Origin of the sequence: Pseudomonas sp. M2 (assembly GCF_015751845.1) — a bacterium.
Classification (GTDB): Bacteria; Pseudomonadota; Gammaproteobacteria; order Pseudomonadales; family Pseudomonadaceae; genus Aquipseudomonas; species Aquipseudomonas putida_E.
Map to the genome: position 1 here is coordinate 5,137,439 of NZ_JADOUD010000001.1, position 18,647 is coordinate 5,156,085.

The 18,647-nt window shown below is 62.0% G+C and carries 17 protein-coding genes, 1 pseudogene and 1 riboswitch; of the genes and pseudogenes, 9 read left to right on the forward strand and 9 right to left on the reverse strand.

Translation table 11 applies throughout. The annotated features are described in order from the left end of the window. Window positions 1-9: 9 nt before the first annotated feature. Window positions 10-1,845, forward strand: coding sequence for an asparagine synthase (glutamine-hydrolyzing) (gene asnB / locus IWW33_RS23800; RefSeq protein ID WP_174141185.1), 1,836 nt, complete (start codon window positions 10-12; stop codon window positions 1,843-1,845). On the opposite strand, the gene IWW33_RS23805 is transcribed toward asnB, so the two are convergent. Then, window positions 1,834-2,805, reverse strand: a complete 972-nt coding sequence (locus tag IWW33_RS23805) for a LysR family transcriptional regulator (protein ID WP_046786177.1) — start codon at window positions 2,803-2,805, stop codon at window positions 1,834-1,836. The two genes, asnB and IWW33_RS23805, sit on opposite strands and share 12 nt — an antisense overlap. Before the next feature lie 269 nt (window positions 2,806-3,074). Between IWW33_RS23805 and IWW33_RS26755 the strand changes: the two are divergent. Then, window positions 3,075-3,692 (forward strand): annotated as a pseudogene (locus IWW33_RS26755) (SDR family oxidoreductase); the annotation flags it as partial. A gap of 57 nt (window positions 3,693-3,749) precedes the next feature. Beyond that, window positions 3,750-4,799 carry an SMP-30/gluconolactonase/LRE family protein gene (locus IWW33_RS26760; protein WP_231386510.1) on the forward strand — a complete coding sequence of 350 codons (1,050 nt, stop codon included), beginning with the start codon at window positions 3,750-3,752 and terminating at the stop codon, window positions 4,797-4,799. On the opposite strand, the gene IWW33_RS23815 is transcribed toward IWW33_RS26760, so the two are convergent. The 3 genes from IWW33_RS23815 to IWW33_RS23825 all read right to left on the reverse strand — a co-directional run bounded on the left by IWW33_RS23815 (window position 4,789) and on the right by IWW33_RS23825 (window position 8,990). Further along, complete coding sequence (locus tag IWW33_RS23815; RefSeq protein WP_174141186.1) at window positions 4,789-5,739, reverse strand: site-specific integrase; 951 nt, start codon at window positions 5,737-5,739, stop codon at window positions 4,789-4,791. The genes IWW33_RS26760 and IWW33_RS23815 overlap by 11 nt on opposite strands. Before the next feature lie 63 nt (window positions 5,740-5,802). Further along, window positions 5,803-6,675: a phosphate/phosphite/phosphonate ABC transporter substrate-binding protein gene (locus tag IWW33_RS23820; RefSeq protein WP_119687043.1), complete on the reverse strand. Its 873-nt coding sequence runs from the start codon at window positions 6,673-6,675 to the stop codon at window positions 5,803-5,805. Continuing rightward, window positions 6,663-8,990 carry an EAL domain-containing protein gene (locus IWW33_RS23825; protein ID WP_115274771.1) on the reverse strand — a complete coding sequence of 776 codons (2,328 nt, stop codon included), beginning with the start codon at window positions 8,988-8,990 and terminating at the stop codon, window positions 6,663-6,665. Before IWW33_RS23825 ends, IWW33_RS23820 begins: the two co-directional genes overlap by 13 nt. A gap of 205 nt (window positions 8,991-9,195) precedes the next feature. Then, window positions 9,196-9,309: riboswitch (TPP riboswitch) on the forward strand. Window positions 9,310-9,387: 78 nt separating this feature from the next. On the opposite strand from IWW33_RS23825, the gene IWW33_RS23830 reads away from it, so the two are divergent. The 3 genes from IWW33_RS23830 (at window position 9,388) to IWW33_RS23840 (ending at window position 12,661) form a co-directional block, all read left to right on the forward strand. Next, the gene (locus IWW33_RS23830) at window positions 9,388-10,035 is read left to right on the forward strand and encodes a TenA family protein (RefSeq protein WP_174141187.1); all 648 of its coding nucleotides are present in this window, start codon (window positions 9,388-9,390) and stop codon (window positions 10,033-10,035) included. Between the two features lie 2 nt (window positions 10,036-10,037). Further along, window positions 10,038-10,697, forward strand: coding sequence for a thiaminase II (tenA, locus tag IWW33_RS23835; protein WP_046786182.1), 660 nt, complete (start codon window positions 10,038-10,040; stop codon window positions 10,695-10,697). A 215-nt stretch (window positions 10,698-10,912) separates the two neighbouring features. Next, entirely contained in the window at window positions 10,913-12,661 is a 1,749-nt protein-coding gene (locus IWW33_RS23840; protein WP_115274773.1) for a BCCT family transporter, read from the forward strand. A gap of 23 nt (window positions 12,662-12,684) precedes the next feature. Here the strand turns inward: IWW33_RS23840 and IWW33_RS23845 are convergent, their stop codons facing one another. The 3 genes from IWW33_RS23845 to IWW33_RS23855 form a co-directional block, all read right to left on the reverse strand. Next, window positions 12,685-13,635 carry an ornithine cyclodeaminase family protein gene (locus tag IWW33_RS23845; RefSeq protein WP_174141188.1) on the reverse strand — a complete coding sequence of 317 codons (951 nt, stop codon included), beginning with the start codon at window positions 13,633-13,635 and terminating at the stop codon, window positions 12,685-12,687. After that, on the reverse strand, window positions 13,632-14,624 hold the full coding sequence (locus tag IWW33_RS23850; RefSeq protein ID WP_196996333.1) for a threonine/serine dehydratase: 993 nt from the start codon (window positions 14,622-14,624) through the stop codon (window positions 13,632-13,634). Before IWW33_RS23850 ends, IWW33_RS23845 begins: the two co-directional genes overlap by 4 nt. A gap of 61 nt (window positions 14,625-14,685) precedes the next feature. Continuing rightward, complete coding sequence (locus IWW33_RS23855; protein WP_119687039.1) at window positions 14,686-15,300, reverse strand: PAS domain-containing protein; 615 nt, start codon at window positions 15,298-15,300, stop codon at window positions 14,686-14,688. 279 nt (window positions 15,301-15,579) lie between these two features. On the opposite strand from IWW33_RS23855, the gene IWW33_RS23860 reads away from it, so the two are divergent. Continuing rightward, the gene (locus IWW33_RS23860; protein WP_046786186.1) at window positions 15,580-16,560 is read left to right on the forward strand and encodes a DNA-binding protein; all 981 of its coding nucleotides are present in this window, start codon (window positions 15,580-15,582) and stop codon (window positions 16,558-16,560) included. 78 nt (window positions 16,561-16,638) lie between these two features. On the opposite strand, the gene IWW33_RS23865 is transcribed toward IWW33_RS23860, so the two are convergent. Both IWW33_RS23865 and IWW33_RS23870 read right to left on the reverse strand, forming a co-directional pair. Beyond that, window positions 16,639-16,890 carry a hypothetical protein gene (locus IWW33_RS23865; RefSeq protein WP_046786187.1) on the reverse strand — a complete coding sequence of 84 codons (252 nt, stop codon included), beginning with the start codon at window positions 16,888-16,890 and terminating at the stop codon, window positions 16,639-16,641. 13 nt (window positions 16,891-16,903) lie between these two features. Next, window positions 16,904-17,404: a DUF4142 domain-containing protein gene (locus IWW33_RS23870; RefSeq protein WP_115274776.1), complete on the reverse strand. Its 501-nt coding sequence runs from the start codon at window positions 17,402-17,404 to the stop codon at window positions 16,904-16,906. 183 nt (window positions 17,405-17,587) lie between these two features. Between IWW33_RS23870 and IWW33_RS23875 the strand changes: the two genes are divergently transcribed. Both IWW33_RS23875 and xth read left to right on the forward strand, forming a co-directional pair. Continuing rightward, window positions 17,588-17,830, forward strand: a complete 243-nt coding sequence (locus tag IWW33_RS23875) for a hypothetical protein (RefSeq protein ID WP_115274777.1) — start codon at window positions 17,588-17,590, stop codon at window positions 17,828-17,830. Beyond that, the gene (gene xth / locus IWW33_RS23880; protein ID WP_115274778.1) at window positions 17,827-18,621 is read left to right on the forward strand and encodes an exodeoxyribonuclease III; all 795 of its coding nucleotides are present in this window, start codon (window positions 17,827-17,829) and stop codon (window positions 18,619-18,621) included. Before IWW33_RS23875 ends, xth begins: the two co-directional genes overlap by 4 nt. Window positions 18,622-18,647: the final 26 nt, after the last annotated feature.

Genomic DNA, 18,647 nt, shown 5'->3' on the forward strand with positions numbered 1-18,647 from the left:
GAGCACAGCATGTGCGCAATCACAGGCTGGGTGGACTACACCCGCAACCTGACCCAAGCTGGCGAGGTTATCGGCACCATGACCGATACGCTGGCACTGCGCGGGCCGGATGCCAGTGGCAGCTGGCAGCATCGCAATGCCTTGCTGGGCCATCGACGGCTGGCGATCATCGACCTCAGCGGTGGCGTACAGCCGATGACCTACCGCTGCGCCAGTGGCGAGGAAGTCGCGCTGATCTACACCGGCGAGGTCTACAACCACGACGCTCTACGTGAGCGCCTGCGCAAGGCGGGCCACCAGTTCCATACCCGCAGCGACACCGAGGTGGTGCTGCACGCTTACCTGGAATGGGGTGAACAGTGCTGTGAGCACCTCAGCGGCATGTTCGCCTTCGCTGTGTTCGACGGGCGCGACGGCCACTTCCTGCTGGTGCGTGACCGGCTGGGGGTCAAGCCGCTGTACTACGCCCACCACCAGCAGGGGCTGCTGTTCGGTTCGGAAATCAAGGCAATCCTGGCGCACCCGGAGTTCGCCAGTGCGCTGGATGTGGTCGGGCTGGTGGACGCGCTGAGCCTTTCTCGCGGCACGGCGCGCACGGCCTTGCGCGGGGTCAGCGAACTGCCGCCGGGGCATCGTTTGTCCTGGCGGCCCAACGGGCGCCCCAAACTCAGCCGCTACTGGCAGTTGCAGCGGCGCGAGCACCAAGATGACCTGCCCGACACCGTGGCGCGCACCCGGGCGCTACTCGGCAAAGCGCTGGGCGAGCAGTTGCATGCCGATGTGCCGGTCTGTTCGCTGCTCTCCGGCGGGCTGGACTCGACCATCCTCACGGCCATGGCGCAACAGCGCCTGACGGCGGAGCAGGGGGGCAGGGTCAATTCGTTCTCGGTGGATTTCGTCGGCCAGGCCGAGCAGTTCCAGAGCGACACCTTCCGCCCGGAACGCGATCAGCCCTACGCGCTGGCAGCTGCCGAACACATTGGCAGCCACCACCAGACCATCCTCATCGACAACGGCGAACTGGTGGCCGACCCTGCGCGCAGCGCGGTGTACCGGGCCAACGATTCGGCGGCCACCTTCGGCGATGTGGACACCTCGTTGTACTTGCTGTTCAAGGCCATCGGCCGCCATTCAACAGTGGCCATTTCCGGCGAGGCAGCCGATGAAGTGTTTGGCGGCTACGCCTGGTTCCGCGATCCGCAGGCGCTGGCGGCGCAGCGTTTCCCGTGGCTTTCGCGCATGCAGTTGCTGCAGCCCGAGCTGATCAACCCGGACTTTAACAGGCTGTGCGACTTTGCCAGTTACCAGGACGGTTGCTATCACCAGGCGCTGGACAGCGTCGAGCACTTGCCGGGCGACAGCCCGCAAGAGCGGCGCATGCGTGAAATCTGCCACATGCACCTGCAGCGCTGGCTGCCGATTCTGCTCGACCGCAAGGACCGCCTGAGCATGGCCGCCAGCCTGGAAGTGCGCGTGCCGTTCACCGACCATGAGCTGGTCGAGTACGTGTACAACGTGCCGTGGTCGATCAAGGGCAAGGATGGTGTGGAGAAGTGGCTGCTCAAGCAGGCCTGCGCCGATATCCTGCCAGCGGCCGTACTGCAGCGACGCAAGAGCCCTTATCCGACTTCGGCGAACCTTGCCTATGAACGGTTCCTGCGTGAGCGGGCCCGGCACCTGCTGGCGCAGGCGGGCAGCCCGGTGTTCCAGGTGATCGACCGTGTGCGGCTGGGCGCTGAGCTGCGCCAGCCCGAGGGGTATTTCAATTCACAGTTGCGCCGTAACAACCTGGAGACCGCTCTGGCACTGGATGCCTGGCTGCGCGAATACCGCCTAGCGGTGTAGTTCGTGCTTGTCGCTGCCATCCAGAATCAACGGTTGCTGGATGGTATCGACAAACCGCCGTGGCGCCCCCAGGTCGAGCATGGATATGAAACTGCCCAGGGCTGGGGAGGCGTTCTGTATGTTCCAGTTCATGTACAGCCCCATGGTCGGCGTGGGCTGGTCCTTGATCGGCCGCAGAGGGCGAAACTGCACGCGCTCGCGCAGCGTCGAGTAGGCAATCGATTCAGGCACCAGGGCAACGCCGAAACCGCAGGCCACCAGCCCGATCAGGGTATGGATCTGCGCCGCTTCCTGCACCACCTTGGGGTAGAAGCCGGCCGATTCGCACAGCGCAATCAACTGGCTGTGGTAACCGCTGCCAAGCGCTTGCGGGGTGAAGACGAAGTCCTCTTCGGCAAAATCCCGCAGGTCGACCACAGGTTGATGCACCTTGGCGTGGCTGGCGGGCAGCGCCATGACGATCTGCTCGTTGAGCAGCAATCTCGATTCGATGGTGTCTGGGGGCATCGGCAGCTTGCGCATGAAACCGATGTCCGCTTCACCGGCCATCAATGCCTTGGCCTGGGAGGCCGAAGGCATTTCGCGGATGGTCAGCCGCACGTTCGGGTAGATTTCGCGGAATTTCTTCAGGGTATTGAGCAGCGACTCGTAGTAAGCGATGGAAATGGCGGTGATGGTCAGCTTGCCGCAGATGCCCTCGGACACATTGCGGGCGTATTCGATGCCTTGTTCCAGCTCCTTGAGGGTACGGTAGGCGGTCTCCAGGAAGGCCATGCCTGCGGCGGTGAGCTTGACCCCGCGCTTGTTGCGCAGGAACAGGCTGAAGCCCAGTTTCTCTTCGAGTCGGTTGATCGCCTGGCTCAGGGGCGGCTGTGCCATGTGCAGGCGGATGGCTGCCTTGTGAAAGTGCAGCTCCTCGGCCACGGCAATGAACTGCCTGAGCAAACGTGTCTCGATCATTCTACGTTCCTTCATCGAGTCGAACGGGGGCCGGGAAAGCGTTCTCCGGCGGCCGACCCTGCAAGGCGGCCATGATAGTGCGTGGCATCGCGGCGACAAAGCCTCTGCTGTAAACGGCTCATCCGGGCTTGACATTGCCGGTCGGGGTGCATCGGAAGGTGGCGGGTCTCAGGTGATATCCAGCAGATATCAAAGTTGCATGCTTTTAATATTAAGTCATTGATTTTTTTATTGTTATCGTAAAAAAGGAGAATCGGAAGGGCTCTACAATGCCAAGCACAGACCCATTCAAAGATAAAGTCGCCATCGTCACCGGTGCCGCCCAGGGCCTGGGCCTGGATTACGCCATGGCGCTGGCCGCGCGGGGAGCGCGGGTAGTCATCAGCGACCTGGGCACTGACCGCTCGGGCGAAGGTCAGAACCCGGCGGCGGTCAGCGTCGCACTCGAAACCCTGCGGGGCCAGGGTTTCGATGTGGTCGCTCATGTCGGCCACCTGGAAAACGAAGAAGAATGCCGCGAACTGGTGGAGCTGGCCATCGCGCATTTCGGCGCGCTGGATATTCTCATCCACAACGCCGGTTGGGTCGATTACCAAGGCATCGAGACACAGGAACAGGCGTTTCTCGATCGCGCACTGGGCATCAGCGTGCACGCCCCGGTGTGGCTCGCCAAGCATGCCTGGAAGCACCTCAAGCAAGCCGAGGCACCACGCATAGTCCTCACCACCTCGGACCGCGCCATGTATCAACGCTATGCCCAGCCAGGCCTGGTCGCCTACTCGGCGGGCAAGATGGCCCAGGTGGGCATCATGAACGCCTTGAGCATGGAAGGGCTGGAACACGGCATCCTGGTCAATGCGGTCTCGCCGGTGGCCAAAACCCGGATGTGGGGCGTGACCCAGCCGCCGGAAGAGCTCAAGCCGCAATGGGTGACACCAGGTGTTCTGTACCTGGCCAGCCCGCTTTGCCGGGATACCGGGTACATCCTGCGTGCCAGCAATGGCCAGTTCACCGCCACGCGTTTCAGCGAGAACAGCGGGGTGAGCTACCCGCGTGACCTGGCGCGGGTAGAGGCTTCCAGCCTGGGCGAAGTGGCCGAACGCTGGAGCCTCATCAAGGAATGTCACTACGTGCCGACCAAGGTCGCCAACACCCGTGCCGACCTGGGTGAAAGCCCTGTGTGGGACGCGCGCACGGGCGCGTTGTATTTCGTCGATATCACCGGCGGGCGGATTCACCGGCTGCTACCGGATGGCGAGGTCGAGAACCTCTATGAATCCGCTGCACGTATCGGTGCCTTGGCACTGACCGACCAGGGCAACCTGATCTTCACCGAAGATGCCAGCGTTGCCATTCTGGATATGTCGTCTTGCAAGGTGCGCCAGTACTCGGCGCCGGTGCATCACCGCCCGAGTTACCGCTTCAACGACGGTACCTGCGACCCGCAGGGGCGCTTCGTCACCGGGCTGATGGATGAGGGGCCAAGTGGCAAGACCGGTGCGCTGCTGCGTTTCGACGGCGAACTGCACGATGTGGTGATCCATGACGGCATGGCGCTGCCCAATGGCATTGCCTGGTCGGCCGATGGCCAGACCGTGTTCTTCGTCGACTCCGCTGCACGCTCGATCTACCGCGCCGAGTATCTGCCCGAAGGGCGCCTGGAGCAGGTCAGCCTGTTCGCCGAGACGCCTGCCGAACTGGGGCGCCCTGACGGTATCGCGCTGGATCGTGAAGGCGGGTTATGGGTGTGTCAGTTCAATGGCAGCTGCCTGCTGCGCTATGACCGCGACGGCCATTTGACCGAACAGGTAGTTATGCCGGTGCCGCGCCCGACCAGTTGCTGTTTCGGTGGCGATGGCATGAGTACGCTGTACATCACCACCGCACGGGTCGGCATGTCGCCGACTGAACTGCGCCACTACCCGGACGCTGGCGACCTGTATGCGATTCGCCCGGAAGTGGGCGGCATTCCCCGCTATGCGTTCAAGGAATGAGCACTTGCCCCTGGCTGGCCGGTAATACGGCCAGTTCGCCAAAACGCTGAGCCGAGTCGATATAGCGCAACGCCGATTTGGCATCCTTCCAGCCCACGTAACTCATCAGCGACTTCAACTCCCAGCCGTTGGCCGTGGCCCAGGTGGCAAAACCGCGGCGCAGGGAGTGGCCGGTGTACAGCGCCGCCGGCACGCCGGCCCGTTCGAGCATGCGCCGCAACAGGCCGACCAGGCTGTTGCTGTTGAGCGCTGTGTCGCTCAGGTTGCCCCAGCGGTCGAGCTTGCGAAACACCGGGCCGTGGGCAATGCCCGCCACTTCGAGCCACTGCAGGTAGGCTGCGACCGGGCACAGCGCCTTGAGTGCCGGGGTGCGGTGCTGTACGCCAAGCGCTTCACGGTCACCTTTGCTGCGTGGCAGGAACAGGCTGATACCCACGCCGGCTTCGGCCTGGATGTGTTCCACGCGCAGGCGCGCCAGTTCGTCACCGCGAAACCCACGCCAGAAGCCCAGCAGCAACAGTGCAGTGTCACGCCGGGCGCGGCGCAGTGCTGGCAGGTCATGCTGCTCGCGGGCCAGCCTGGCCTCTTCTTCAAAACGCTCGACAGCCGTCTGCAGGTGCTGCAACAGCAGCGGTGCGGCCTGTTTCGGCGGCGTCGGGTGCAAGGTGCGGATACCGCGCAGTACCTGGCGTACCAGCGGTGCCTTGGTCGGGTCGGGAAAACCTTGGCTGATGTGCCATTGGCTGAGGGCCGCAAGGCGCTGGCGCAGGGTGCTGACCGCATGCTGCCCGGCGTGATCGGCCAGGTAGCGGGCAATGCTGTCGGCAGTGGCGGGGAGAAAACCGCCCCAGTGGGCTTCGAAATGCTCGATGGCAGCCTGGTAACTGCGCCGGGTGTTGTCACGGGTGGCGGCGCGGACGTAGCGCTCGATGTCGGTCATGTGAGGGGGTGTCAGCGTGTGTTGCCGACACAATAAACCCTAATGACTGATCTGTCCTCTGACTCAGCGCGGTATCGCGGCATCCATCAACTGGCGCAGCGGCGCGTACTGGGCCTGGCTCACCGGCACCAGCCCACTGGCACCCTGGGCGGTAACGAAGGCCGCCAGGGCTTCGGGGTCATCCAGCATCGCCTTGCGGATTCGGCTTTTCAGGGCCGGGCACAGGCGGGCACTGAACACGTATGGGTCGTAGTAGATCGGCTGCGACCGCCACTGCACCGTGAGCCTGTCTGGTGCCAACCCATGCCGGGCCAGGTAGGCGTCGGCCCGCTCGCTTGCAACGAACGCGGCATCGACACGGCCCTGCAGCAACGCGTCCAGCGCTTTGTCATGAGTACCGGCATACACCAGCGAGCCAAAGAACTGTTGCAATGGCGCCCCCACCTGGCCTGCAAATTCGACGCTGGGCACCAGGCTGCCTGAGGTGCTGGCCGGGTCGCTGAGGGCCACGCGCTTGCCCCGCAAAGGCTCGACCCCCTCAAGGCTGCCGGCGCGGGTCAGCAGCAGTGCCTGGTAATGGCTGCCTGCAGCGGTGTAAGGCCCGCCACTCAAGGTGAAGGTGGCAAAGGGTTCTATACGTGGGTCGCGGCGTTGGGCAAGCAAATAGGACGCAGGGCCGAGGCGGGCGATGTCGGCACCGCCGGAAACGATGGCATCGACCACGCTTTCGTAGGACGCGGCGATCACCAGTTCCACCGGCACCCCCGCTGCGTGGCTCAGTCGTTGCAGCAACACTTGATGCTCGCGCATCATGTCTTCGCTGCTTTTGATCGGAATGACGGCCAGGCGCAAGCTGTGGGGCGTACAGTCGGCCAGCACGCTGGTTGCCAGCAACTGGGCAAACAACAGGCCGGCGAGGGCCGTCAGAGCACGCATGGCTTTTCCTCCCTGTTGTTGAAGGGTGGGTAGTCGCGCAGTTGGGCCGGCGACAACGGTCGGCTGAAGTGGTAGCCCTGGGCGATATCGCAGCCGGCGAGTTTCAGGCACACCACCTGTTCGCGGGTTTCTACGCCTTCTGCGACAACCTCCAGGCCCAAGCGCTTGGCCAGAATGATGGTTGATGAGACGAACGGGCTGTCGTCGTAGCTGTTGGACAACGGTGCGATCAGCGAGCGGTCTATCTTGAGCTTGCTCAGTGGCAGTGATTGCAGGTGAGCGAAGCCGGCGTAGCCGCGGCCAAAATCGTCAAGGCTGATGCCCAGACCTGCTGCGCGCAAACGGTGCAGGTGACCGACAGCCGTTCCTTCAGGGTCGAGAATGGTGGTCTCGGTTATCTCCAGCTCCAATTGTTGCGGGGCGATGCCGTAGAGCTGCAGCTTGGCCAGCAGGCGGGTACTGAAATCGGCTTGGCGCAACTGCAATGCCGACACATTCACCGCAAGGCGGTTATCGCGACCGTGAGCATCCCAGCGCGCCAGTTCTTCGCAGGCCAGGCGCAATACTTCCCAGCCCAGTTCGATGATGAAGCCACTGCGCTCGGCCAGGTCTATGAAACGGTCCGGGTAGAGCAGGCCGAATTCCGGGTGCTCCCAGCGTACCAAGGCTTCGTACCCCAGCACGCGCTGGGTATCCAGGCGAATCTGCGGCTGGTAGTGCAGCACGAACTGGCGCTCGGTCAAGGCGCAGCCAAAAGCCTGTTCCAGGGCAAAGGCCTGGATGTCGGAGAGGTTCAACGATGGGTCGAAGAAGCGGTACTGGGCGCGCCCGGCCTGCTTGGCCGAATACATGGCCGCATCGGCACAGCGGATCAGGCTGTCGATGTCCTGACCGTCGCGCGGGCAGATGCTGACGCCCACGCTGGGGCTGGTATTGACTTCCTGGCCATCGAGGGCGTAGGTAGCCGACAGTTTCAGCACCAGTTCGCGTACCCAAACATTGATCTGCTCCTCGCTGCGCTCACCGGCCAGCAGCACCACGAATTCGTCTCCCCCGAAGCGCGAGGCCTCATCACCAGGCTCAAGCAGGCGCTGGATGCGCCCGGCCACGGCCTGCAGCAGCAAGTCGCCGATCTTGTGGCCGAGCGAATCGTTGATCGACTTGAAACGGTCCATGTCGATGAACAGGATCGCCATCAGCCGGCGCTTGCCACGTTGGTGGGTCAGTGCAAGGCCTGCTATTTCGACGAACTGGCGGCGGTTATGCAACCCGCTGAGATGGTCGGTGGCGGCTGCATGGCTGCTACGCCGGTGTTCGTCTTCCAGGCGCCCGATCAGTTGCTGGTTGACCTGTTGTGCGTGCTCAAGGGCACTGAAGGCTTCCTGGCGCTTGCGCAGCAGGCGCAAGGTCCAGGCCAGGCTGGCAAGGATCATCAGGGTCATGCTCAGGTTCAGCCAGAACTGGCGCGAATACGCCAGGGCAGAGGCCGCGAGGATTTCGTCGATGCGCTGGCTGACGATGATGCTGAAACCGCGCTCGTCGATACGGCGGTAAAGGCTCTGATACGAGTGGCCTGCGGCAAATTGCACCAGCCGGCCCGTCTCGCTGCCCGGTGCTGGCAGGCCGGGTTCGAAATCGTCGCCGGCCACGACCACACCGCTGGTATCGATACGCAAGCGTTCCTGGCCATCGTCCTGCTGCAGGCGCATCAGCCCGGTATCGCCCAGGTCGATGTGCTGGAACAGCACGGCGAGATAGCCAATGTCGAGCTGCACTACCAGAATGTTGTCGATTTCTCGGCCTGGTACATTGGGCAGCGGCAAGAGGAAGGGCAGGCGCCAGCTCGGCATGGCGGGCGGGGTGAAGCCCGGTTCGACGCGTGGCAGGAAGGGTTTGAAGCCGTAATGCGCGACGTGCAGCTTCAGCTGCTGCAACCACTCTTCCGGCAGGTGGGGAGCTTCATCGGTATGGCTCGCCGACAACAATTGACCGTGCCTGTCATACAGGCTCATGCGTTTGAATACCGGGTCTTCGGCCAGCACCCGGGCCAGGCTCAGGCTGCCTTGGCGCATCATTTTCATGTCGTCCTGGGTGACACGGCCTACGGCCTGGGCACGATCGACCAGTTGGCGCAGGCTTTCAGCGACAATGTTGGCGAGGTTCTGGTGCTCGGCCGCCTTGGCCGTCAGCGCATCCTGGCGTGCGGCGGTCTTCTGGCTGAAGTGCAACCCCCAGAGAAAGGTCAGGGTGGCTGCGCAGAGCATCAGGATCAAAAGGCGCAGAAGGCCTGCTGACGAGAGAAAACGGCGTATCACGACTGGTATTCCCGACCCTGGGTGAAGCCCGAAAATACGACAGTAAAATGACAGGCTAATGACTGGTGGCTATTGGCCTCTATGATTTTCCCTGTTGCGCGTTGCCGTTTGCAGCCAAGCCATTCGGGCTGACTGTGCGAGCCAGAATGGCTCCAGCCCAGGCGTTTTGCCGCGTGACAATGCCCTTGAAGGTGCGGTATACCTGCTCACCACCAAGGGGAGCCCGGCAACGGGCTGAGAAACCGCTGGCATTGCAGCGCGGTGACCCTTAGAACCTGATCCGGATCATGCCGGCGAAGGGATGGGACTGCCGACCTGCCTTTTTGCCGGCCTCACTGCGAGGCCGCTCCATGCCCCACCGTAACGGCCTCGCTGTCACCCTATGGAGTGCAGCATCATGACCGAACGTTTTTCCCAAACCTTGCGCCGCCAGAACGAGGCGACCTGGTCGGCTGCAGTCGGCCACCGCTTCGTCACTGAACTGTGCAACGGCAGCGTGGCGGACCCGGTCATGGTCCGCTACCTGGTACAGGACCACCGTTTTCTCGACAGCTTCCTGACCTTGCTCGGCGCCGCCATCGCCACTGCCGATACCTTCGAGGCACGCCTGCGTTTCGGCCGTTTTGCCGGGATGATCAGTAGCGATGAAAACACCTATTTCCTGCGTGCCTTCCAGGCGCTGGATGTAAGCCCGCAGCAGCGCGCCGAACTCAAGGACACCGTGCCGACCGCAGGCTTCAAGGCCATCCTGCGCGAAGCCGCAGCGACCCGTTCCTATGCGGCGGCGCTGGCAGTGCTCAACGTTGCCGAAGGCCTGTATCTGGATTGGGCGCTGAAGGCACCAAAACCAATGCCGGACAACTTCGTCCACGCCGAGTGGATCACCCTGCATGACAACGCGGCATTCCAGGACTTCGTCGCCTTCCTCCAGGCCGAACTGGACCGCGTCGGCCCGCAGGAGCCGGCACTGGCCAGTGACTTCTACCAGCGCACCGTGGCGCTTGAGCTGGCCTTCTTCGACGCCATCTACGATCAGGAGGCCTGAGCATGGATATCTTCGAGCGCCTGAAGGCCGCCACTGCGCCCCAGTGGTCGAGCTATGTAGACCACGCCTTCGTTCGGCAGATGGGTGAGGGCACTTTGAGCGAAGACGCGTTCCGGACTTACCTGGTGCAGGACTACCTGTTCCTCATCCAGTTCGCCCGTGCCTGGGCGCTTGCCGCTTATAAAAGCAGGCTGCCGGCCGACATCCGCGCGGCTCAGGCTGGCCTGGCTGCCATCCTCGACGAAACCGAACTGCACCTGCGCCTGTGCGCCCGCTGGGGGTTGTCGCAGGCCGATATCGAGGCCGCGCCGGAGCACCAGGCCACGGTCGCCTACACCCGTTACGTGCTTGATTGCGGCGCCGCCGGTGACCTGCTCGAACTGCATGTGGCGTTGGCGCCCTGCGTGATCGGCTACGCCGAAATCGGCCGCACGCTGGCTGCGCACATCGGTGACCTGAGTGATCACCCTTACCGTGAGTGGATTGGCGAATACGCCGGCGAGGGTTACCAGAGCGTGGCATCCGCAGCACGCAAGCACCTTGATGAACTGGCAGCGCGCAGCATGACCGAGCAACGGTTCGTGGAACTGGCGGCAATTTTTGGCCAGGCTTCGCGGCTGGAGGCCGACTTCTGGCAGATGGGGCTGGATGGGGCTGCCTGAGCCAATTCAGGTTTTGTGCCGGTTCAATCGGGGCCGGCACAATGTGACCGGCAGGTCGTTCAGAGGATGTGCCAGGACGGTCCTGGAATAGGGGCTACTGTTTCGGTCACAGGATAATCACGGGGCCTTCAGCGCGGCCGCCCCGGTTATTGCGCAGGCATCGCTAGCAATTACAACAACAAAAGCCTGCAGCAAAAACTGAAAAGGGCCCATCGATGGCAACGCAAGAGAACGTTGAAACACCGCCGCTCGGCGTCACCGACCCGTCCAAGACTGCTGAGGCCAGGCAGGACCGCCACCTTGAAGGCAAGCTCGACTGGGCGGTGTTCGGCGTCACCAGCCTGCTGGCGATCGCCTTCATCACCTGGGGTGTTGTCAACCAAGCCAGCCTCGCCGCGAGCGCTACCTCTGCGCAATCCTGGGTCATCGTCAACTTCGGCTGGTTTTTCGTCCTGACCTCTACCGTGTTCGTCATCTTCGTGCTGTGGCTGGCTGCCAGCCGCTACGGCAGAATCCCGCTGGGGCGCGACGGCGAAGCACCGGAATTTCGCACGGTCTCCTGGGTTGCCATGATGTTCAGCGCGGGCATGGGCATCGGCCTGATGTTCTTCGGCGTCGCCGAACCGCTGTCGCACTACGTTTCACCACCGCCCGGCACTGCCGCTGGCCAATCTGACGAGGCACTGCAGGTGGCGATGGCGACCACGCTGTTCCACTGGTCGCTGCACCCTTGGGCGATGTACGCCATCGTCGGCCTGGCAATCGCTTATGGCACGTTCCGCCGTGGCCGCTCGCAGTTGATTTCCACCGCGTTCCGGCCCTTGATCGGCAAGCATGCCAACGGCCCTGTCGGGCGGGTGATCGACATGATGGCCATCTTCGCCACCCTGTTCGGTTCAGCGGCTTCGCTGGGGCTCGGCGCCCTGCAGATTGCGGGTGGGCTGGAATACAACGGCTGGATCGATCACCCGGGCAAGCTGTTCTACATCGCCATCATCACCTTGCTGACCATTGCCTTCGTCGCTTCGGCCGTGTCCGGCATCGGCAAAGGTATTCAGTGGCTGTCCAATACCAACATGGTGCTGGCGTTGGCACTGGCGCTGTTCGTCTTCCTGGTAGGGCCGACGCTGTTGATGCTCAACCTGTTGCCAACATCGATCGGGGTCTACATCAAGTTACTGCCCGAGATGATGGCGCGTACCAGCGCCAGTGGCGGTGATGCGATGGACAGCTGGCTGGCAGGCTGGACCGTGTTCTACTGGGCCTGGTGGATTTCCTGGACGCCCTTTGTCGGCATGTTCATCGCCCGTATCAGCCGCGGGCGCAGCATCCGCCAGTTCGTCAGCGGCGTGTTGCTGGTGCCAGGCCTGGTCAGCCTGGTGTGGTTCAGCGTTTTCGGCGGCGCCGGCATCGATGCACTGCGCGAAGGCAGTTTCGCTCTCATCGACGGTGCAGTGAACAGCAACCATGCCCTGTATCAGTTGCTCGACAGCTACCCCTGGGCTTGGGCCACTTCGGTGCTGGTCATGATCCTGGTGGCAATTTTCTTCGTCTCTGGGGCCGATGCAGCATCGCTGGTGATGGGTACCTTGTCCGAGCACGGCACCACGCAACCGTCCCGTGCGACAGTGATTTTCTGGGGGGCACTGACCGGCACCGTCGCGGCCATCATGCTCGCGCTGGGTGACCCAGGTAACCCCGGGGAGGCGCTTACAGGCCTGCAGAACCTGACCATCGTCGTGGCCTTGCCGTTTGTGGTGATCATGGTGCTGCTGTGCCTGGCGCTGTACCGTGACCTGCGCAAGGACCCTATGATGCTACGCCACCTGCGCGGCAGCGAGCTGATCGAAAAGGCGGTGCTGTATGGCGCAGTCAAGCACGGCGAGGAGTTCTACATCGTGGTGCAAGAGAAGAAATCCTCGCTCAAGCCGGCCTCCAGGAAGGCCCAGGTGACGGAGCCATGATTGACCGGGCTCGGCTACGTACGTCAACCCGCGGTGAGGGACGCCAACACGCAGCTTGAGATCTGCGCGTCCTGCACGGCGACCCCGGTCAGGTCGGCCAGCGTGATCTGTTCGTCATGCTCACGGCCGGTGGCGCGGCCCTCAAGCAGGGCACCAAGCTCGGCCAGTTGCTGCTCCTTGATCAGGCCGGCCTTCAGCGCATGGGAGACTTCGCCGTACTGGCTGCACTGGTAGAGGGAGTCGACGATGATAAGGTCGGCCCGTGCAACCAGCGCGGGGTCGAGCTCCTGCTTGCCCGGCGCATCGGCGCCAACGGCGGTGATATGGGTGCCAGGTTGCAGCCATTCACGCTGCAACAGCGGCTCACGTGAAGGTGTTGCGCAGACGATCAGGTTGGCGGCGCGTGCAACCTCTTCGGCGTTACGCGTTACCCGCGCCTCATAACCCAGGCCGTTGGCGAAGGCTTTGTAGGCAGCCAGTTCAGCATCACCGCGCCCCCACACCACCACGCTGCGGCAGGGGGTGACTGCACCCAGTTGCTCCAGCTGCATGCGCGCCTGGGTGCCGGTGCCCAGAATACCAATCGCTTTTACGGTTGCAGGGGCCAGCAGGCGGGCGGCGATGCGCCCGGCCAGCGCGGTGCGGATGCAGGTCAGCCAGCCCTCATCCTGCAACAAGGCAAGGGGTTGCCCGGTACTGGCCGAGGCCACCAGCATCAAGCCATCGTTGCTTGGCAGCCCCTTTGATGGATTGTCGTAAAAGCCGGTCGACAGCTTCACCGTGAACGTGGCGCTACCCTCGACATGCGCTGACTTGATACAGCAGTCACCGTTGGCCTGGGGGAAAGCGAATGCCTGTACCGGTGGCACCTGGACCTTGCCTTGGGAGAACGCGATGAAACCTTGCTCCAGGCATTGCACTGCCAGCTCCATATCGAGCCGGGCGGTGATCTCTTGCTTGCTGAACACTTTCATTGAACAGCCTCGAGGAATTTATCGAGCACGATGTTGCGACCGCAAATGACGACCGCGACGCGCTTGCCGCGGTATGCCTTGGCCATCTTCTGCATGCCGGCCACCGCCACACCGGCAGCACCCTCGATGATCCAGCGCTCATGGTTGGCGACATCGCGCATCGCCGCCTTTATCTCTTCTTCGCTGACCAGCACGGTACGCGACAGCAGCGTCTGGCAGAGGGGGAAGGTGATGCAGCCTGGCTCGACCCCACCGGCTGTACCGTCGGAGATCGTGTCTTGCTCTTGCATGTCGATGATTTGCCCGGCTTCGAGCGAGCGCTGCAGGGTAGGGGCATTCGCCGGCCAGCAGCCAATGATCTCGATGCCCGGGTTGAGAGCCCGCAGTGCCGCGCCGATACCCGAAACCATGCCGCCGCCGCCGACCGCCACGAACACTGCGTCCAGGTCCGGTGCCTGTTCAAAGAGCTCCATCCCGATGGTGCCTTGGCCGGCGATCACTTCAAGGTCGTTGTAAGGCGATACAAAAGGCTTGCCTTGGAGGGCAGCCTGGCGCGCCGCTTCCAGTTCCACACCCAAAGGGTCCAGGTCGAGGCTTACCACTTCGGCGCCGAGCGCGCGAATTGCACCCAGCTTGTAGGCAGACGCCGAAGTGGTGGTGTAAACGGTGACTGGCACTCCCATCACCTTGCCAGCAAGCGCAAGCGCTTGCCCATGGTTGCCGGAGGAGGCCGTGATGACGCCCAGTTTGCGCTGCTCGGCTGGCAGCAGGCGAAGCTTGTTACTGGCACCGCGGAATTTGAACGAACCTGTGTGTTGCAGGTGCTCGCATTTCAGATACACGCTGCATTCGGTCATTGCCGAAAGCCCGACGCTGAAATTGAGCGGGGTGACATTCACCTCAGGGCGCAGTGCCTGGTGTGCATCAGCGATAGCTTGGTAGAGGGAAGACAGGTTCGTGGCATCGGCAGGCATCGTGGCAGTGTCCATTCGTGGATTTGCGTTCCACAATAGACTCAATATCCATAAGCGACAAGCGCTGACCATTCATTCAGGCGCAGTGGTCCCTCAGTTCCTTGAGGTACTTGTAAACAGTCGCTCGGCCCATGCTCAGCACATTGGCGACATAGTCCGCCCCGCTGCGCCCCTCGAATGCCCCTTCGGTATGCAGCGCCTCCACCAGCGCGCGCTTTTCTTTCATCTTCAACGTACGCAGTGACAAATTGCGCTCCTTGAGCCAGGCGTGCAGGAAGGTATTGATGCGTTCCTGCCAGTCATCCTTGAACAGCGCATCGGGCTGCGGCACCAGGCGGCTTATCTGGAAAAACGCATCCAGCGCCTCGCGTGCCTGTTCCAGTACCGAGAAATTCAGGTTGATGCAAAGCAGGTGTTCGGCTTCACCGTTCTGGTTGTAAAGCACCGTGGTAATGGAGCGGATCTTTTGGCCGTTCCAGTTGAGCTTTTCGTAAGGGCCGAGCTTGGCTGCGTTGCGAAAATCGCCCAGCTCCAGGTCCAGTGCCGAGTCATCGCCAATCTTGCGTTTGGAAAAATTATTGGCGATGTGCACGACCGTCTGACTTTGTACCTCGTGGACGATCACTTCGGCGTGGGGGAAGAGCAGCAGCGCGATGCTGTCGGCGATTGCCTTGTAGTTTTCGATGTTCATCTTGAGCCGGGCGTGGGTACTTGATTTGGCAGATAGCCGTTTTGTCCATGGTGGACTCAAGCGCTATCCAACTTCAAGGCACCTTCAGCAATCACTTTTCAGCACCTTTCGTACTGCCAGTCCAGCGCCAGCCCATCCAAAACCCGCTTTGCACACCATCTCATGCGATAAGCCGTGATTATTACGCCTTAGAAATACCTTGAGTCAGCGTCTTAAAAAAGACAAAATTCATACGTAAATACATGGTACGTACCATGACACGAAATAGTAGGAGCAATCATGGCCCGGGGCGGCATAAACAAGGCGGTAGTGCAGCAGGCAAGGCAAGTGCTGATAGCCCGGGGCGAGTACCCCAGCATCGATGCTGTACGTATCGAGCTGGGCAATACGGGCTCCAAAACCACCATTCATCGTTACCTGAAAGAGCTGGAAGGCCAAAAGCCTGCGGCGCTTCAAGGCGCGCCGGCACTGAGCGATACACTGGCCAAGCTGGTCGCGCAGCTGGCAGAGCAGCTTCAGGAAGAGGCCGATGCGCGTATCGAACAAATTGAAGCGACCTTCAAAGAGCAACAGGAGCAGCTCCAGAGCCAGCTGCAACTGGCTCAGCAGGCGTTGGCCGCAGCGCATCAGCAACAACAGATCCAGGCCGCAGCGCTGGCCGCCGAGTCGGAGCGGCTCAGTGCCACCCAGAGCACGCTGCAAGCCGAGCAATTGCGTGGCGCCAGCCTGAACCAGTCGCTGGGTGAACTGCAGCTGCGTTTGGCCGACAAGGACGAACAGGTGCGCTCGCTGGAAGAAAAACATCAGCATGCAAGGGATGCTCTGGAACATTACCGAAGCGCCAGCCGCGAGCAGCGCGAGCAGGACCTGCGTCGCCATGAGGCACAGGTGCAACAGTTGCAGCTCGAACTGCGCCAGCTTCAACAAGGCATGATCGTCAAGCAGGATGAACTGACGCGCCTGCATCGGGACAACGAACGATTGCTTGGCGAGCACCGCCAGGCCAGCAGCGAGCGCAAGGCGCTGGACGAATTGCTGGAGCAGCGTGATACGCAGATCCAGGGCTTGCGCACGATCCTGGCGCAAGCGCAGGGGGCCAGTGACGAAATGCGCAGGCAATTGCAGGCGCAGGGCCAAAGCCTGGAAGACAAACGTGCGCTTTGTGCAGAGCAGGGCAGGCAATTGCAGTTTCTGGAAGAGGAACTGCTCAGGCGCGATGAAGCGCTGAAGGTGCTTCGGGAGGGTCAAACCACACGCTAAAAGAAGCGTTGCGGGTTTCGGCAAGCCGGCTCCCGCAACGCACGCTCAAAGGATCGAAAGATGGGGCGCTAGAGTTGGTTAGCCTTCCACCCGCTTGGCAGCCTCGACACCCGCAGCAGAAAGCTTGATCGGATAGCTGACGCTGAACTGCTGGTTACTGTCGACCGTTACGCTGCCATCGTGGATCAGGCCATGTTCCTGCAGCGTCTTGAGTGCATCGGCAACGGCATTTTCACCGCGGTAATTGTCCAGCACTTCCTTGCCCAAGCCCTGTGGGTGGGCGTGCAGCAGACGCGTCAGTATTTCGCTACGCAAAGTATCGTTAGTCATGTGTGTCCTCCGATCACTTGCCATGCTTGGCCTGGAGCGCTTTGGCCTGTTCCAGGTGCTTCTCGAGCGTTGGCAGGGTTTCACTGGCGAAAGCCTTCAGTTCCGGCTTGTCAGACGATGCGGCTTCCTTCTTGAACAGCTCCACGGTTTTTTCGTGGGCATCGACCTGGTTGTTGACATAGGACTTGTCGAACGACTCCTCGCGCCATTCGAGGATCATCTTCTTGACCTTGTCGGTCAGCGCCGCTTCATCGGGCACGCTGATGTCCAGCTTGCGGGCGATGTCGCCGAGTTGCTGGTTGGCTTTGGTGTGATCGGTGACCATATGCTGGGCGAAGGTCTTGATGTCGGCGTTCTGGCTCTTTTCCAGGGCCAGATTGCCGGTGACCACCTCGGCGATACCAGCCTCTGTGGCTGCATCGACGAAGTCATCGGAGGAAGCCGCCAGTGCCTGCAGCGATGCCATGCCCAGCACCAGCGACAAACCTGCGCGTTTTATGAACAGATTGCTCATGTTTCACTCCTTGCTATCGGTGGCGCGACCTCAGTGTCGCGTACGGTTGAGCCTGGGGCGTGGGTATAGGTTTAATTTTTTTCAGGCCTTTTTGTCAGGCAAGGTGGCCACCGCGACCCCGAGGTTGAACGATGCGCAGCAGTTGCGCTCACACATTCAAAGGTTGCCGCGAAGGAGCAGGGCATGAGCATCGAACGCAGCATTCCCGAACTTGAGGCCTGGTACGCGCAATATGACGATGGCAGCTACCGCCGCGAGTCCCCGGATGCCTATCATCACGAACTGCTGCGCACCGCCCAAGCGCTGCGCGATGACGGGGCCATCGACTGGGATGACTGGCTGGCCCTCAAGGCTCTGGCAGACGAGGCCCATGTGGGGGCGCTGCAGGAGGCGGTACAAAGCCATGTGGATGACCCTGGCACATGAAGCCATTGCGCATCGCCACGTTCAACATCAACGGCATCGGCAGCCGGCTGCCGGCGCTGCTCGCCTGGTTGGAGCGGGAAAAGCCCGATGTCGCCTGCCTTCAGGAGCTCAAGGCAGCCGACACGAAGTTTCCCCGTGAGGCCATCGAAGCGGCAGGCTATGGCTGCCTGTACATGGGGCAGCCCTCGTGGAACGGGGTGGCCATCCTGGCGCGCGGCTGCCAGCCGCTGGAAGTCCGGCGCGGCCTGCCAGGCATGGAAGGTGACAGCCAGAGCCGCTATCTGGAAGCCGCGGTACAAGGCGTGCTGGTAGGTTGCCTGTACCTGCCTAATGGCAACCCGCAACCGGGGCCGAAATTCGAGTACAAACTGCGCTGGTTCGAATGCCTGGTAGCGCATGCGCGCGACTTGCTGGGCCGTGGCCATCCTACTGTGCTGGCCGGTGATTTCAATGTCGTGCCGACTGACTTCGACATCTACAACCCCAAATCCTGGCTCAAGGATGCTTTGCTTCAACCCGAGTCCCGCAACTGCTACCAGGCCTTGCTCGAGCAGGGCTGGACCGATGCCATTCGCCAGCTGTATCCCGATGAGCGCATCTACACCTTTTGGGACTACTTCCGTAATCACTGGGCACGCAATGCCGGATTGCGTATCGACCACCTGTTGCTCAGCCCGGACATCGCTTCGCACCTCAAGGCCGGCGGCGTAGACGCGTGGGTGCGCAACGAGCCCAAGCCCAGCGACCATGCACCGGCATGGATCGAACTGGGTACGCGAAAGCAGCAGTGATCTATAGTGACAGGCGGCAAACGCTT

Coding starts and splice junctions, on each gene's coding strand:
- asnB (WP_174141185.1), top strand. CDS start 10: ATGTGCGCAATCACAGGCTGGGTGGACTACACCCGCAACCTGACCCAA.
- IWW33_RS23805 (WP_046786177.1), bottom strand. CDS start 2,805: ATGATCGAGACACGTTTGCTCAGGCAGTTCATTGCCGTGGCCGAGGAG.
- IWW33_RS23815 (WP_174141186.1), bottom strand. CDS start 5,739: ATGACCGACATCGAGCGCTACGTCCGCGCCGCCACCCGTGACAACACC.
- IWW33_RS23820 (WP_119687043.1), bottom strand. CDS start 6,675: ATGCGTGCTCTGACGGCCCTCGCCGGCCTGTTGTTTGCCCAGTTGCTG.
- IWW33_RS23830 (WP_174141187.1), top strand. CDS start 9,388: ATGACCGAACGTTTTTCCCAAACCTTGCGCCGCCAGAACGAGGCGACC.
- tenA (WP_046786182.1), top strand. CDS start 10,038: ATGGATATCTTCGAGCGCCTGAAGGCCGCCACTGCGCCCCAGTGGTCG.
- IWW33_RS23840 (WP_115274773.1), top strand. CDS start 10,913: ATGGCAACGCAAGAGAACGTTGAAACACCGCCGCTCGGCGTCACCGAC.
- IWW33_RS23845 (WP_174141188.1), bottom strand. CDS start 13,635: ATGAAAGTGTTCAGCAAGCAAGAGATCACCGCCCGGCTCGATATGGAG.
- IWW33_RS23850 (WP_196996333.1), bottom strand. CDS start 14,624: ATGGACACTGCCACGATGCCTGCCGATGCCACGAACCTGTCTTCCCTC.
- IWW33_RS23855 (WP_119687039.1), bottom strand. CDS start 15,300: ATGAACATCGAAAACTACAAGGCAATCGCCGACAGCATCGCGCTGCTG.
- IWW33_RS23860 (WP_046786186.1), top strand. CDS start 15,580: ATGGCCCGGGGCGGCATAAACAAGGCGGTAGTGCAGCAGGCAAGGCAA.
- IWW33_RS23865 (WP_046786187.1), bottom strand. CDS start 16,890: ATGACTAACGATACTTTGCGTAGCGAAATACTGACGCGTCTGCTGCAC.
- IWW33_RS23870 (WP_115274776.1), bottom strand. CDS start 17,404: ATGAGCAATCTGTTCATAAAACGCGCAGGTTTGTCGCTGGTGCTGGGC.
- IWW33_RS23875 (WP_115274777.1), top strand. CDS start 17,588: ATGAGCATCGAACGCAGCATTCCCGAACTTGAGGCCTGGTACGCGCAA.
- xth (WP_115274778.1), top strand. CDS start 17,827: ATGAAGCCATTGCGCATCGCCACGTTCAACATCAACGGCATCGGCAGC.